We start from the raw sequence: 15,291 nt of genomic DNA on the forward strand, positions 1-15,291 counted from the left end.
CGCTCCTACAGTGGTATTTGATGCAAATACCTTGGTAGTTCAGGCATACCGAGTCGATGCCATCGCAGGCAAGCCAGCTCCCACATTGGATCGCAGTGCCTGAGCTAAATCCGTCGACGGCGGTTGAGTTGGGGGATGGCGGTATAGGGGGCTTCTACGCGAGGGGCCTGGGCCAGCGTTTTCGCGGCCAGTTGCGCCAGCGTGGGCTGGCTGAACAAGGTGCGTGCGTCCACGTCCAGCCCGGCCTTGCGCAGGCGGGCTACCAGGTTCACTGCCAGTAGGGAGTGCCCGCCCAGTTCAAAGAAGTGGTCATGGCGTCCTACCCGTTCGAGTTTCAACACGTCGGCCCAGATCCCGGCCATCAGGGTTTCCACCTCGCCCACTGGCGCTTCGTAGGCTCGGCTAAGCACGGCCTCCAGCCCCGGTGCCGGCAGGGCCTTGCGGTCGAGTTTGCCGGCGGGGTTAAGGGGCAGTGCGTCGAGTTGCACGAAGGCGGCCGGCACCATGTATTCCGGCAGGTGTTCCAGCACATGGTCACGCAAGGCTTGCAGGCTCGGCGCCTGGCCGCGCAGGGTGAAGTAGGCCACCAGGCGCTCATCGCAAATCAATACCGCCACCTCGTGCAGCGCCGGGTGGGCGGCCAGGTGTGCTTCGATCTCGCCCAGTTCCAGGCGCACGCCGCGCAGTTTGACTTGGAAGTCGTTGCGCCCAAGGAATTCAAGAGTGCCGTCGGGCAGGTAGCGCACCAGGTCGCCGGTGCGATACAGGCGGTCGCCGGGCACGAAGGGGCTGTCGATAAAACGTTCGGCAGTCAGCTGTTCCAAGCCCAGGTAACCACGGGCAACGCCGACGCCGCCGATGTGCAGTTCGCCGCTGACGCCCATGGGCACCGGCGCATCATGGGCGTCCAGCACATACAGGCGGGTGTTGTTGATGGGTCGGCCAATCGGCAGTTGCAGGGTGGGCACCGGCGCGCCGGGTTCGAGGGTCCAGGCGCTGCTGTCCACTGTGGCTTCGGTGGGGCCGTACACGTTATGCAAACGCACCCTGGGCAAGCGTGCCTGTACGCCACGGGCCAGGGCGGCGGTGAGTTCACCGCCGCCGCACAGTACGTCGGTGAGGCTGGTGCACAGGGCCGATTCGTCCAGGTCAAGAAACTGCTGCAACATGGCGGGCACGAACTTGATCACGCTGATCTGCTGCGTGCGAATCACCTGAGCCAGGTAAGCCGGTTCACGGTGCCCATCGGGCCGCGCCAACACTAGGCGCATGCCGTTGCTCAACGGCCAGAACAGCTCCCACACAGAACCGTCGAAGCTGAACGGCGCACGCTGCAACAAGGCGCCGCCTTCGGCGTTCGGGCACAGTTGCGAGCCCCAATGCAGCAGGTTGCCCAGGCCGCGATGCTCGATCATCACGCCCTTGGGCGTGCCGGTGGAGCCCGAGGTGTACATCACGTAGGCAAGGTTGGCGACGCTCAAGCCTGGCACGTGTGGGTTGTCGCTCGGTGCCTGGCGCCAGGTGCAGTGGTCGAAGTCGATCAGCGGGACCGAGACATCGCCCACCACTTTGCGGGTGGCGGCCTGTACCAGCAACGCCACCGGCTGGCTGTCGGCGAGCATGTAGGCCAGGCGCTCGCGTGGGTAACCGGGGTCGAGGGGCACATAGGCCCCCCCTGCCTTGAGAATGCCCAGTAAGCCCACCACCAGGTCCAACCCACGTTCTACGCACAACGCCACCCGAGCGTCGGGCTGTACGCCGTGCTCGCGCAAGTGGAAGGCCAGTTGGTTGGCGCGCTCGTTGAGCGCCCGGTAGGTCAATGCCTGCTCATCCGTCTGCACCGCGATGGCATCGGGGATTCGTCGCACATGGGCTTCAAACAGCGCTTGCACGGTCGATGTATGCGGGTAGTCGGTGACGGTCGCGTTGAAGTCCACCAGCAATCTGCGCAGTTCGCCGGCGGGCAACACTGGCACCTCGCGCAACGGCATTTTCGGCGTGTTTTCCAGTGCGTCCACCAGGCCGTTCAGCGTGGTGTCCAAGTAGTCCAAGGCCCGTTCAGCGCCGACTGCGTGTGGCGTTTTTGCCTTGAGCCGCAAGCCACTGCCCAGGTCGTCCACCGTGAGCATCAACGGGTAACTGAGGATGTCTTCACTGCTGAGCAAGGCAATGCCCGGCACCAGGTTCAGCTCGGGGTCGGCCGAGGTGTGACGGTAGTTGAGCAGGCTGTTGAACAGCCCGGTCACCCCACTGCAGCGCTGGGCCAATGCCAGCGACGCCTGTTCATGGGCGAGCAAGGCGCTCAGTTGTGCGTGGGTGTCGTGCAACGCCTGTGCCACGTTTTGCCCGGCCAGGCGCAGGCGCAGCGGCAAGGTATTGATGAACATGCCCAAGGCCCGCTCGGCGCCCTCGCCGGCTTGCAAGCGGCCGAGCAGCACCGTGCCGAACACCACGTCTTCGCGGCCCGCGACACGGCTGAGCACCTGGGCCCAGGCCAGGTGGAACAGGCTCGCAGCACTCACCCCCAGGGCTCGGGCCTGGCTGCGCAGGCGCACATTGAGCGTGTCGCTGAGCGTGCGCTGCGCCTCTTCGGTCTCGGCACGATTGGCCTGGCGCTCCTGCAGGCCGAACGCCAAGGTCGGCTCACCCACATCCGCCAGACGCTCTCGAAAGAACGCTTCGTGCGCCGCCTGGCGCAGGGTCGAACGGGCGTGCGCCACCATGTTGCGATAAGGCACGGGCACAGGCAGTTGCGCCTGTTGACCCAGCAGATGGGCACGAATCTCGTCCACCAGCAGCGTGGTCGACGTGGCATCGTTGACCAGATGATGAAAGCGCAGCCTGGCGACCCAGCGCTGGTGCTCGGGCTCCTCGGCGTAATCCAGGGCCATCAGCGGCGCCTGGCGCAAGTCCAGGGGTTGCGCCGGATCGCGCAGCGGTTCGAGCCGCAGCTGCGCCTGGCGCCACACCACCTGCATCGGTTGTTCAAGGGCATCCCACACCAGGCTGGTGCGCAAAATATCGTGGCGATCAATCACCTGTTGGAGGGCACTGGCGAAGGCCCCCAGTTGCTCACGATGCGCAAAACTGAACAGCGCCTGTTGCTGGTACGGGTCGTGCGCGTCGGTGAGGTGGTGGTAGAGCAACCCTTCCTGCAACGGCGCCAGCGGGTAGATGTCCTGCACGTTGGCGGCGCCACCGGGGATGCCGGCGACGATGCGGTCGAGGCTGGTTTGGTCAAGTTCGGCCAGGGCGAGCAGATCCTTGGTGATATGGGTGCAACCGGCCGGGATTCGATTGGCCGGCACCGCCTGTTCGTGACCGACACACGCCGCCGCCAGCGCCGCCACGGTGGGCTGGCCGAACAGCACTTGCACATCGGCGCGCAGGCCGGCCTCGCGCATGCGCTGCACCAACTGCACCGCCAATAGCGAATGCCCGCCCAGCTCGAAGAAATGGTCATGGCGGCCCACTGGCTGCACGTGCAGCAACTCGGCCCAGATCTGCGCCAGTGTGGTTTCCACACCCTCCTGTGGCGCTTCGAAGCCGCGGGTGATAAAGGCTTCCTGGGTCGGCGACGGCAAGGCTCGGCGGTCGAGCTTGCCGTTGGCGGTGAGGGGTAACGCGTCGAGGCGCACGTAAGCCGCTGGCAGCATGTAGTCCGGCAGCGAGGCTTGCAGGTGGGTACGCAGCGCTTCGATCGCCACAGGCTGACGAGGCACAAACCAGGCCCATAATTGCCCGTCGCGAAACTGCACCACTGCATCCTGAAGCGCCGGATGGCTGGCCAGGGCCGACTCGATTTCTCCCAGTTCAATGCGCACGCCACGGATTTTTACCTGGTCGTCGTTGCGCCCCAGGTAGTCGAGATTGCCGTCTGGCAGCCAGCGCGCCAGGTCGCCGGTGCGGTACATGTGACCGCCGCTGAAAGGGTCGTCGAGAAAACGTTCGGCACTGAGCTCCGGACGGTTCAGGTACCCCCGCGCCACGCCCTTGCCGCCGACATACAACTCCCCCGCCACGCCAATCGGCACCGGGCGCTGTTGCGCATCCAACAGGTAGACCCGGGCATTAGCGACCGGCGCGCCGATATGCAACGGCTGGCCCACCTCGACAAGCCCCGAGGTTGCCACTACGGTGGCTTCGGTGGGGCCGTAGTTGTTCACCACCGCGAACGTCTGTGCCTGGGTGAAGGTGCGCAGGCGGTCGCCGCCGATCAGCAAGGTGCGCAAGGTGGGATGCCCCAGCCCCTGGCTAAACGCATATTCGGCCACAGGCGTGGGCAGGAAACACACATCCAACGGTTGCGAGCGCCACCAGCCAAGCAACGCGTCGATATCTTCCGCGCCTTCGGGGGCCGGTGGCAGGTGCAAGGTCGCGCCCACGCACAAGGCCGGCCAGACTTCCCAAGCCATGGCATCAAAACCGAAGCCTGCGACGCTGGCGGTGTGGCTGCCCGCGTGCAGGTCGAACGCCTGGCAATGCCAATCCACCAGGTTCGACACGCTGTGATGTTCAACCATCACGCCCTTGGGCAAGCCGGTGGAACCCGAGGTGTAAATCACATAAGCCAGGTTGGACGGCGTGACCGCGACCTGAGGGTTACTGTCGATGGATGCGCTGCCAGGCTCCAGCGCGATCACCGGTACCGTCGAGACGGGCAGACGCTGGCGCACGTTCTGCTGGGTCAGGATGGCAGCGGGTGCGCTGTCGTGCAGCAAATACTCCAGGCGTTCGGCGGGATGGGCCGGGTCCAGCGGCACGTAGCAGGCGCCGGACTTGAGGATCGCCAACAGCCCCGCCAGGGTGTCGAGGCCACGCCGGGCCAGGATTGCGACACGGTCATCGGGCTGTACGCCGAGCGCTAATAATTGATGGGCCAGTGCATTGGCCTGGCGGTTGAGTTGGGTGTAGCTCAGTGGGCGGTCCTGATATACCGCCGCAATAGCGTGAGGCGTGCGTGCGGCCTGGGCTTCAATGCGCTGGTGCAGGGTTTGCGGCGTAGCGTTGGGCTGCGCGGTGGCGTTCCAGTGCTGCAATCGGGCCTGCTCCTCGGGCAGCAGCATGGAAAACTCGCCGATGGGCAGCGCAGTGTCCTCCAGCCCCTGCTCCAGCAGCCCGATGAAACGCTGAGCCAACGCCTGCACGTCGTGCGCCTGGAAGTACGCCTCGTTGTAGACGCAATGCAGCCACGCATTGTCTTGGTAGCGGTGGCTGCGCAGGTGAATGGCCAGCGGTAGCCCTTCATGCTGATTGGAGACTTTGATCGCGCGGGCCTGGACCTGACCGAAGCGCAGGTCGTGGTCGTCCTGCTCGAACGATACCGACACGTCGAAGAGTTGCCCGCGATCTGTTCGGCGCAAGCCCAACTCGCGGTTCATCTCACTCAACGGGAAGCGCTGATGACGAAAGTCCTGCTTGAGCTGGTCACGAATGCCACGCACCAGGGCGCCGAAAGACACGCCCTCGCTGAACGCAAAACGTACCGCGCTGACCTGAGTGAACAGGCCCACGGTGGCGCGAAAACGCGCGTTGGAGCGGTTGAGAATCGGCAGCCCCACCCCCCATTCCTGCCGTTGGCTGGTGCGGGTGAAATACACGTACATCGCCGCCAGCAACACATGAAAGGCCGACGCCTGGTACTGGTTGGCAACCTGCTCCATGCGGTTGAGCAGCGCCACCGGAAAGCCTTGCACCCAGGTGTTGCTCGACGTCTTTGCGCTGTGCCTGGGGGTGAGCAGCGGCTCGGGCAGCACCTGGTATTTGCCCAGCCAATAGTCGCGGTCGCGGGTGTAGCGGGCCGATTGCAGGTAACGTTGGTCGGTGTCAATAAAGTCGATGTAGGACGGCGCCAGCGGCTCGGTGACGCGCCCCTGTTCCAGGGCGCTGTAGAGCTGCGCGAGGGATTGCAGCATCTGGCCGAAGCCCCAGCCGTCGAGGATCAGGTGATGAGCCTGGGTGCCGAGGCGGTAGTGATCATCGTCAAGTTTGACCAGGAAAAAACGGCAAAGTGGTTCGCCGCTCAGGGCGTAGGGCCGAGCCATTTGCGCCTGCATCAAGGTTTGGCTTGCCGCGGATGGGTCGGGCAGCGCGGAGAAATCATGCAGCGCCATTTCCACCCTCAGCTCAGGGGCGAATGTTTGCCCAGGCAGGCCATTGGCGTCGGTGTGCAGTTGGGTGCGTAGCGCATCGTGACGGGCCACCAGCAGTGCGACAGCATGCTGCATGCGTTCGGGCTCGACGGTGCCGGCAAAATCCAGGTAGCCGCCAATGTTGTACAGCGGTGAATCGCCCACGCGCAGTTGGTCGAGCCAAATGTCTTGTTGGGCGCCAGTGAGGGGGAAGCGGGCCGGCAGGCTGGAGGAATGCTGCATAAGATCCTTCTCATGGGGGTCAGGCACTGGCCGCGCAGAGGTGGCTCATTACGCCGAAGTTGCCGGATTGGAGCATGGCCGCCGGCGGGTGTCTGTCACCCGAAACCCGGACATTCAAACGGATGGAAATGGGTTGGTCGCAGGTTCATGACTGAAACGATTAAAGCGCTGTAGGAAATTGGCTATAGCTGATCGATAGTGGCGTTTTTGATATTTCCTAATTTTGTTATTTTCCTTATTAATTTCAGCATGTTAAGCAAAACTAAAAATAACTTACGCTTGTACGTAGCCGGCTTCACTCATGAGAAACGTCGGATTAATGGCGCAATTTTTATGGCAGCTTGTGTCCCTCGTTTCCACTACATACGTAGGACAAATCCCCATGGCTAAATAAAATCTCGAACGCCGAGTTACGTTCAAGCAGTACGGAGCGCCCTGCACAGGCCCTGGGCAACCGTTGACGGTTTTCGACATCAAGGATGAGATGGCTATGAGTCTGACCCCAAGTATTGGCGGCACCTGCGGCCCGCATTTCTATGCCGAAATGGGCGAGTTGATTTCAAACAGCGGCGACGAACATTTCGCCGCCACGATGTTGCAGTTGGTGGGCAAGTGGGTACCGATTCACCTGGTAGACCTCAGCGAATGGACCCTGGATGAACTGCGCGACCGCGTGCTGGACATCAAGTTACTGGGCAGCGCCGGGGTGAAAAAGGATTTGACGGTGCCCCAGACCTTGCATGCGCTGAACGACCACCCGCTGTTGCGGCAGATGCTGCACATGCAAGACCCGCTGCTGATCCAGATGAACGCCAAGGCCAACAGCGCGCACCCGCGCGGCACCTCGCACCAGTGCAACCTGGTATCGCGCCAGGGCAATCGACGCTGTGTGATTTCGTTCTACCGCCCGCCGACCCAGCAGGGGTTTTCCCTGGCTGAGTTGTCGTTTCTCAAGTGCCTGTCGGATACGCTGTTGCCGTTGATGGAGCGGCATGCCCAGAGCCTGCGCCAGGCGCCACACGCCGAGACTGAGCCGGCCCATACCCTGCTGGAACAATCGCAGTTACAGCGTGAGTTCTACAAACGCTTGTCTTTGAGCGACATCACCCTTTCGGCGCGGGAACAGGAAGTGTGCCTCGGTCTGCTGACCGGCGGCACCGTGCCGCAAATCGCGGAGAAACTCAGTGTCAAAAACAGCTCGATCGAGACCTACCTCAAGCGCGCCGCCGCCAAGCTGGGCGTGAGCGGCCGGCATGGCCTGGCCAAATGGATGGTGGGCGCCTGATGAACACACGAGCACTGTGCACCGTCGGCATAGTCTGGATGCTCGGCGGTTGCTCGCTGATCCCCGAGTATCAGCGGCCAGCCGCGCCGACGCTTGCGCAGTACCCCCAAGGCGGTGTCTACCGCCTGGCGCAGGCCGGCACCCAGGCGCAAAACCCAGACTGGCAGCAGCTGTTCCACGACCCGGCGCTGCAACAGCTGATTAATGATGCGCTGGTCAACAACCGCGACCTGCGGGTGGCGGCCCTGAATGTGCAAGCGTTCCAGGCGCAGTACCGAATCCAGCGCGCGGATCTGTTCCCGGCAATCTCTGCCACAGGCGCCGGAAAGCGCCAGAAGTTGCCAGGGAGCGTGACCGGCACCGGCAAATCGGCGATCACCTCCAACTATTCCGCCACCTTGGGCCTGAGTGCCTATGAGCTGGATCTATTCGGCCGCGTGCGCAGCCTCAGCGAACAGGCGTTGCTCACTTACCTGGGCAGCGAACAAGCGCGGCGCAGCACGCAATTGAGCCTGGTGGCCAACGTCGCCAATGCCTACCTGACCTGGCGCGCCGATCAGGAACTGCTGGCCCTGGCCGAGCAAACCCTGGTCGCCAACGACCACAGCTGGCAATTGACCCGCCGCAGTAAAAGCGCAGGCAAAGCCTCGGCGCTGGACGTAGTGCAAGCACGCACAGCGGTAGAAAGTACCCGCGCCAGCGTAGCCCGCTATGAACGCCAGGTGGCCCAGGACCTCAACAACCTCACACTGTTGGTGGGTGGCCCGGTGGATGAACACCTGCCTGCGCGCCCATTGGCCGACGATCTGGTCGCCCGCGTGCCCGCCGGCTTACCCTCCGACCTGCTGCAACGCCGCCCGGATATCCTCCAGGCCGAATACCAGTTGCAGGCGGCCAACGCCAATATCGGTGCGGCCCGTGCCGCGTTCTTTCCCTCCGTGACCCTGACAGCAAACGCGGGCAGCACCAGCAAGGAGCTTTCGGGGCTGTTCAAGGGCGGCTCGGGCAGCTGGGCGTTCCAGCCGCAGATCAATCTGCCGATCTTCAACGCCGGCAGCCTGCGCGCCAGCCTGGATTACGCCAGGCTGCAAAAAGACATCACGGTGGCCCAATACGAAAAATCCATCCAGACCGCCTTCCAGGAAGTCGCTGACGGCCTCGCGGCGCGCCAGACCTTCAACGACCAACTGGAGGCGCAACGGGATTTCGTCGAGGCCAACCAGACTTATTACAACCTGGCCCAACACCGCTACCGCAGCGGCGTGGACAGCAACCTGACGTTCCTCGATGCCCAGCGTTCGCTGTTCAGCGCGCAACAGGCGCTGATTGTGGACCGGCTGGCGCAGTTGGTCGCCGAGGTGAACCTGTATACGGCGTTGGGTGGCGCGTGGAGTGAGTGGCCGAGCCTGGCGGCTGCGCGTTAGAGTAACTTGAGCCCAACCGCGGCATGACTGTGTGCATCGCGGCTTTCCAGTGGCTGTTTGTGCCCGTAACTGTCCAGGAAGCCGCCCACCACGGCCATCGAATGAAACCCGCTGTTGACCGTGCCGATAGCGCCGTTCAGGAAGTCCTGAAGGGTTGCGGGCGCAACGAAGTCTTTCAAGCCCAGGCGACGCAAGGCCTGTCCCGGATACTCTCCATCATTGAGGCTGCGTATGGCGGCGGCAAAACTCTTATTAGCCTCCCCGTCGTTATTTTCGAGGTAAGCGCGTTTGGCACTGACGGCATATAGAAAGTGCGCATTGACCAGAACATCGTTGGGCCGGTCGGTGCCGAAGTTGGCGCCGGCCTTGGCCTGCTTCAGTTCGTCATGGGTGATGTGCAGCTTGAACCCATCGCGCGTGACAATACGATAGCCGGTGTCGGTGACCACGATGGATTTGTAAATACCGTAAGGGTTATGGCCGAATCTCATCATTGCGGCCTTAATGGCGGATATCGTCACACAATTACCTTCGGTCAATTGGTAAAAGTCTTTGAAAATATCAGTGGGCTTGATGCCCGTATTCGCAGGTGTACCTTTCAAGAATTCGTCACGATTGACGTTGCGGTTAGCGGTGACACTCGCAGGCAAAGGTACTGAATCAACCTTCGGTTTCAACCGAGCGGATAACGTCGCCAACAGACGCTCCAACTCGCCTACCAGGCTACTGAGTTGTTTGGCTTCGCTGGCTGGCGCAGGCGGGTTGGAAGAGGACAAAACCACTGGAGAAGTTACGGCATCGCTCGTTCTGGCATGACCAAAAGCAGCAGCGTTCACGGAAGACACTAACATGTTGAATAACCTCCTGACACTTACCGAATACTTTAAATTACCCGCGAAGGGTGACCACCTTCAATGACGGTGAAACCGGCCTGTTGTATAACTGACCCTCCATCACGCCTTCAATAATCACGCCGTTCTTGTTTCTCTCGCCTTTGTCCAAGGGCACGCCGATCTGCGCGCCCAATGCACTGGCCTCGATAACCTGCATATGTTCTTTAAGCCCCAGATAGGACAGCGCCGTGTCACCGTCGATGCCGCCCCCGGCCCCCACCAGTACACCCGGATAACTAGCCTCGGCATGGTACGCGCTGTCTTTTTCATAATGGCTGAAGAAACGGTTCGCGGCCCTCTCGCGCGCCAGCTCAATGTGTTGGCGCTTGATCATCACGCCAAACAGAAATTGCGCATCCTTGACCATACCTTCATCGCCGCCACTGAACTTTGCCGCCCTGGCCGCCAGTTCAAGTTCTTCAACGGTGATTGTCAGCTTGACGCCGTCTCGCATCGTCACGTCATAGTGGTCACCATGTTTGACGACGTGCTTGAAAATCCCGACAGGGCTTTGCCCGAATGTAGCCATGGCAACCTTGATCGCGGCCACGTGCTCCTCTCGGCCCAAGGCGCCCAGGTAAGGAAAGTTCTCATACGTGGCACGCAACCCATTGCGCAGGTCGTCAGGCTTTTGCCCTTTAGGTTTTTCAGACATAAACGTAGTGATTGGCTCATAGTTTTTATCTGAAAACATCTCAGCGAGCTCGGTATCAAACGCGCTACGGGTCTTGGCCAGGTTCGGCCGGTTCATGAAGGGCGCCAAGTGTTCTTTCCATACACTTTTAACGGTTGGTACGGTGTCAGGTGCAGGCTCCGTATTCATCAGTGGCCTATGCGGCGAACTCACAACAGGGGTTGGGTAAGCCGCAACGGGTGGCTGGGGTTTCGGCGTCTCATTCTCCCTGCTCATCCATGTTTTAAGTGCCACGACTAATGTACCCAACAACTTCAACAGCTCCCCCAACTCTGCGTCACGGTTTGAGTTAACGCTTGGGCCAATCGGATAATGTGCCGGTAATTGACCAAGGTGATTGGGTCGATCTGTAACGGGTTGATCAAGGGTTTTATCAGGCTGTGCAAACGTTGAGTGCGCAGGTGAGTAAGCAGGCTGAGTGTGCGTGAGCATTGTAGGAAGTCTCATTTAATCGAAGGAGGACAAGCGAAAACTATCAGGCGCTACTTGCTCACCGCCGCTGCCGAAAGCCTGCACTGAACAAGTACTCATGCGTGGCCAGGCGGTCGGAAAAGTTCCTGCCAGACAGGTAACAACATCCTTCTCGTTCAACGGACCACTATCAGAAAATTCCTCAGCATTGCGCTTTTTTTCCGAACAATCCTCAGCGTATCGCCGACTGACGCACCCGATATTCCCCCGGCGTCATCTGCGCGTGCCGCAAGAAAAACCGGCTGAAATACGCTGGGTCCTTGAACCCCAGTTGGTAGCAGATTTCATTTGCGGAACTGCCGGTAAACAACAGCAGGCGCTTGGCCTCCTGCATCAGCCGTTCAAGGATCAGGCGCTTGGAGGGCAGGTCGGCGATGCGCCGGCACACTTCATTGAGCCGCGCCTGGGTCACGCCAATACCTTGGGCATAACGCGCCAACGGCCAATGTTCCAGATAGTGGGCTTCGATCAGTTCGTTGAAGCGATGGAAGATACGCAGGTCTTCATGGGCTGTCGGACGTGCGGGCTGGGCGTGGGCGCACAGGCGCAGCAGGCGGATCATGATCAGCCGCGTCAGACTGTCGAGGGCGGCGGCGCGCCCTGCCCGTTCGGCGTTGATCTCACTGCACAGCGCCTCGAAGAGTTGCTCCAGACCCTCGGCGTCGCCATTCAAGGCGACACATGCGGCACCGGAAGCCAGGCTGGGGTCGGCGTCGATCAAGCTCCACACCAGCTGCTGGCGCACCGTCAACACATGCCCGTCGGCATCGGCCTCGGTGACAAAAGCGTGGGCCACCGTGGGCGGCGTGAGAAAAAACATCGGCCCCGATTCAACGTATTGGTGGTCATCCAGATACACCCGCACCGCGCCACTCTTGACGTAATGCACCTGGAAAAACCGGTCATGGCGATGCACCGCCATATTGCGCCCGAAAAAACCCGCCAGGTTGCCGAGCTTGTCGTAATGCACCTCGGCGTCGCTGTAGCGCTGGTCGTAGACCTGCCCGATGTTGATGTTGGGAATCGGCTTCACGGGGCTCTCTTCTTGTTGTTGTGAGGCCAGCGCAGTGTGCCACGCTTGACGGTAGTTAACATATTAATTATAACGTTAACAACTTAACGAACGGCCTGTGCAGCCGTCGTCACCGCCAGGAGAAACGCATGAGCCGTACTCTGCATGATGTTGCCAGCGGCACCCTGTTCGGCGTTGCGCTGAACTACCAGGGCCTGCTGGACCAGCATCTCGCCGCCTTCCAGCAGGCGCCCTACCAGCAGCCGCCGACCAAGCCGGTGCTGTTTATCAAAACCCCCAACACCCGCAATGGGCACGACGGCGTGGTGCTACACCCGCACGGCGAGCGCCTGCAACCGGGCCCGGCGCTGGGCGTGGTGATCGGTCAGCGCGCCAGCCGTGTCAGCCTGGAGAACGCCATGGCGCATGTGGCCGGGTATGTGGTGGTGAATGAATTCAGCCTGCCGGAAGACAGCTACTACCGCCCTGCCGTCAAAGCCAAATGCCGCGATGGGTTTTGCGCCCTGGGCCCACAGCTGGTGGCGCGGGATCAAGTGGCCAACCCCAATCAATTGAGCCTCAAGCTGTTCGTCAATGGCGAGCTGCGCCAGGAAAGCTCAACCGCCCATTGGGTACGGGACATCCCGCAATTGATCGCCGAGATCAGCGAGTTCATGACCCTGTACCCCGGCGATGTGCTGATCACCGGCACCCCGGAAGGCCGCGTGGATGTTCAGCCGGGCGACCAGGTTGAGGTCGACATCACCGGCATTGGCCGTCTGAGCAACACCATTGCAGCAGAGGCATCGGCATGAAACGCGCGCGTATCCGCTTTGAAGGTGCAACCCACAACGTATTGGTGCAAACCGACTGCAGCGTGCGCCTGGAGGATGGGCGGTTGCTGGCCGAAGACCAAGTGCAATGGTTGCCACCCGCCACCGGCAACATGTTCGCCCTGGGTTTGAACTACGCCGACCACGCCGCCGAACTGGCCTTTACGCCGCCGACCGAACCGCTGGCCTTTATCAAATCGGTGGGCACCTACACCGGCCACCGCCAAGTCACCTGGCGCCCGGACAACGTCGCCTACATGCACTACGAGTGCGAGCTGGTGGCGGTGATTGGCAAGACCGCGCGCAACGTCAAGCGCGCCGACGCCCTGGACTACCTGGCCGGTTACACGGTGTGCAACGACTATGCGATCCGCGACTACCTGGAAAACTATTACCGCCCCAACCTGCGCGTGAAAAACCGCGACGCCACCACCCCGGTCGGCCCGTGGATCGTCGATGTCGCCGATGTGCCCGACCCAGGCAACCTGAAATTGCGCACCTGGATCAACGGCGAACTGCGCCAGGAAGGCAGCACGAAAGACATGATTTTCGATATCCCCTACCTCATCGAATACCTGTCCAGCTTCATGACCCTGCAACCGGGCGACATGATCGCCACCGGCACGCCCGAGGGCCTGGCCGATGTGGTACCGGGGGATGAAGTGGTGGTGGAAGTCGAAGGCGTGGGCCGCCTGGTCAACCGTATTGTCAGTGAAACGGAGTTTTTCTCCGCGCGCAAAGAGGCTTGAGCACCATGATCAAACACTGGATCAACGGCCGTGAGGTCGAAAGCAAAGACACCTTTATCAACTACAACCCGGCCACCGGCGAGCCTATCGGCGAAGTGGCCAGCGGCGGCGTCGAAGAAGTCGCGCAAGCCGTGGCGGCGGCCAAGGCAGCGTTTCCCAAGTGGGCCAGTACGCCGGCCAAGGAGCGCGCGCGCTTGATGCGCAAGCTGGGCGAGTTGATCGAACAGAACGTGCCACGCCTGGCCGAACTGGAAACCCTGGACACCGGCCTGCCGATCCACCAGACCAAAAACGTGTTGATCCCGCGAGCCTCGCACAACTTCGATTTCTTCGCTGAAGTCTGTACCCGCATGGACGGCCACACCTACCCGGTGGACGACCAGATGCTCAACTACACCCTGTACCAGCCGGTAGGCGTATGCGGGCTGGTGTCGCCGTGGAACGTGCCGTTCATGACCGCCACTTGGAAGACCGCGCCGTGCCTTGCACTGGGCAATACGGCGGTGTTGAAGATGTCGGAACTGTCGCCGCTGACCGCCAATGAACTGGGGCGCCTGGCGGTGGAGGCCGGGATTCCCAATGGCGTGCTCAATGTGATCCAGGGCTACGGCGCCACCGCTGGCGATGCACTGGTACGGCACCCGGATGTACGGGCGATTTCCTTTACCGGCGGCACCGCCACCGGCAAGAAAATCATGCAGAGCGCCGGCCTGAAAAAGTATTCCATGGAACTGGGCGGCAAGTCGCCGGTGCTGATTTTTGAAGACGCCGACCTGGAACGCGCCCTCGACGCCGCGTTGTTCACGATCTTTTCCCTCAACGGCGAGCGCTGCACCGCCGGCAGCCGCATCTTCATCCAGGAAAGCGTCTACCCGCAATTTGTCGCCGAGTTCGCGGCGCGCGCCAAGCGCTTGATCGTCGGCGACCCCCAGGACCCGAACACCCAGGTCGGCTCGATGATCACCCAGGCCCATTACGACAAGGTCACCGGCTATATCAAGATCGGCCTGGAGGAAGGCGCCACGCTGCTGGCTGGCGGCCTGGAACGTCCGGCCAACCTGCCGGCGCACCTGCGCCGCGGCCAGTTTATCCAGCCAACGGTGTTTGCCGACGTGAACAACCGGATGCGCATCGCCCAGGAAGAAATCTTCGGCCCGGTGGTGTGCCTGATTCCGTTCAAGGATGAAGCCGAGGCGCTGCAACTGGCCAACGACACCGAATACGGGCTGGCCTCCTACATCTGGACCCAGGACATCGGCAAGGCCCACCGCCTGGCGCGCGGTATCGAAGCGGGCATGGTATTTATCAACAGCCAGAATGTACGGGATTTGCGCCAGCCGTTTGGCGGGGTCAAAGGCTCGGGCACCGGCCGTGAGGGCGGCCAGTACAGCTTTGAAGTGTTTGCCGAGATCAAGAACGTGTGTATTTCCATGGGCAGTCATCACATTCCGCGCTGGGGCGTGTAGCCCAGGATCAAACAAGCCTCCTGTGGGAGCCGGGCTTGCCCGCGATGCAGACACCGCGGTCCTTCAGCCGTACCGAGTCGATGCCATCGC

General features: G+C 61.7%; 9 protein-coding genes. 5 read left to right on the plus strand and 4 right to left on the minus strand.

The features are described from left to right. Nucleotides 1-104: 104 nt before the first annotated feature. Nucleotides 105-6,374: an amino acid adenylation domain-containing protein gene (locus ODQ19_RS12865; RefSeq protein WP_330210220.1), complete on the minus strand. Its 6,270-nt coding sequence runs from the start codon at nucleotides 6,372-6,374 to the stop codon at nucleotides 105-107. A gap of 490 nt (nucleotides 6,375-6,864) precedes the next feature. Between ODQ19_RS12865 and ODQ19_RS12870 the strand changes: the two genes are divergently transcribed. Both ODQ19_RS12870 and ODQ19_RS12875 read left to right on the plus strand, forming a co-directional pair. Beyond that, entirely contained in the window at nucleotides 6,865-7,659 is a 795-nt protein-coding gene (locus tag ODQ19_RS12870; protein WP_116665360.1) for a helix-turn-helix transcriptional regulator, read from the plus strand. Continuing rightward, nucleotides 7,659-9,083, plus strand: coding sequence for an efflux transporter outer membrane subunit (locus ODQ19_RS12875; RefSeq protein WP_330210221.1), 1,425 nt, complete (start codon nucleotides 7,659-7,661; stop codon nucleotides 9,081-9,083). The genes ODQ19_RS12870 and ODQ19_RS12875 overlap by 1 nt, the downstream gene beginning before the upstream one ends. Here ODQ19_RS12875 and ODQ19_RS12880 read toward each other — a convergent pair. From ODQ19_RS12880 to hpaA, 3 genes are all read right to left on the minus strand, one after another. Beyond that, entirely contained in the window at nucleotides 9,080-9,934 is an 855-nt protein-coding gene (locus ODQ19_RS12880; RefSeq protein WP_330210222.1) for a hypothetical protein, read from the minus strand. The genes ODQ19_RS12875 and ODQ19_RS12880 overlap by 4 nt on opposite strands. A 37-nt stretch (nucleotides 9,935-9,971) precedes the next feature. Beyond that, the gene (locus ODQ19_RS12885; protein ID WP_330210223.1) at nucleotides 9,972-10,727 is read right to left on the minus strand and encodes a hypothetical protein; all 756 of its coding nucleotides are present in this window, start codon (nucleotides 10,725-10,727) and stop codon (nucleotides 9,972-9,974) included. Nucleotides 10,728-11,313: 586 nt separating this feature from the next. Continuing rightward, nucleotides 11,314-12,174: a 4-hydroxyphenylacetate catabolism regulatory protein HpaA gene (hpaA, locus tag ODQ19_RS12890; protein WP_330210224.1), complete on the minus strand. Its 861-nt coding sequence runs from the start codon at nucleotides 12,172-12,174 to the stop codon at nucleotides 11,314-11,316. Between the two features lie 128 nt (nucleotides 12,175-12,302). On the opposite strand from hpaA, the gene ODQ19_RS12895 reads away from it, so the two are divergent. Genes ODQ19_RS12895 through hpaE form a run of 3 tightly spaced genes read left to right on the plus strand, consistent with a single transcriptional unit; the run spans nucleotide 12,303 to nucleotide 15,201 of the window. Continuing rightward, nucleotides 12,303-12,968, plus strand: a complete 666-nt coding sequence (locus ODQ19_RS12895) for a fumarylacetoacetate hydrolase family protein (protein WP_330210225.1) — start codon at nucleotides 12,303-12,305, stop codon at nucleotides 12,966-12,968. Beyond that, nucleotides 12,965-13,735, plus strand: coding sequence for a fumarylacetoacetate hydrolase family protein (locus ODQ19_RS12900; RefSeq protein ID WP_330210226.1), 771 nt, complete (start codon nucleotides 12,965-12,967; stop codon nucleotides 13,733-13,735). The genes ODQ19_RS12895 and ODQ19_RS12900 overlap by 4 nt, the downstream gene beginning before the upstream one ends. A gap of 5 nt (nucleotides 13,736-13,740) precedes the next feature. Further along, on the plus strand, nucleotides 13,741-15,201 hold the full coding sequence (hpaE, locus tag ODQ19_RS12905; protein ID WP_330210227.1) for a 5-carboxymethyl-2-hydroxymuconate semialdehyde dehydrogenase: 1,461 nt from the start codon (nucleotides 13,741-13,743) through the stop codon (nucleotides 15,199-15,201). Nucleotides 15,202-15,291: the final 90 nt, after the last annotated feature.

This window comes from Pseudomonas sp. AM4(2022), assembly GCF_036346515.1.
Classification (GTDB): domain Bacteria; phylum Pseudomonadota; class Gammaproteobacteria; order Pseudomonadales; family Pseudomonadaceae; genus Aquipseudomonas; species Aquipseudomonas paracarnis.

Coding starts and splice junctions, on each gene's coding strand:
- ODQ19_RS12865 (WP_330210220.1), bottom strand. CDS start 6,374: ATGCAGCATTCCTCCAGCCTGCCGGCCCGCTTCCCCCTCACTGGCGCC.
- ODQ19_RS12870 (WP_116665360.1), top strand. CDS start 6,865: ATGAGTCTGACCCCAAGTATTGGCGGCACCTGCGGCCCGCATTTCTAT.
- ODQ19_RS12875 (WP_330210221.1), top strand. CDS start 7,659: ATGAACACACGAGCACTGTGCACCGTCGGCATAGTCTGGATGCTCGGC.
- ODQ19_RS12880 (WP_330210222.1), bottom strand. CDS start 9,934: ATGTTAGTGTCTTCCGTGAACGCTGCTGCTTTTGGTCATGCCAGAACG.
- ODQ19_RS12885 (WP_330210223.1), bottom strand. CDS start 10,727: ATGAACCGGCCGAACCTGGCCAAGACCCGTAGCGCGTTTGATACCGAG.
- ODQ19_RS12895 (WP_330210225.1), top strand. CDS start 12,303: ATGAGCCGTACTCTGCATGATGTTGCCAGCGGCACCCTGTTCGGCGTT.
- ODQ19_RS12900 (WP_330210226.1), top strand. CDS start 12,965: ATGAAACGCGCGCGTATCCGCTTTGAAGGTGCAACCCACAACGTATTG.
- hpaE (WP_330210227.1), top strand. CDS start 13,741: ATGATCAAACACTGGATCAACGGCCGTGAGGTCGAAAGCAAAGACACC.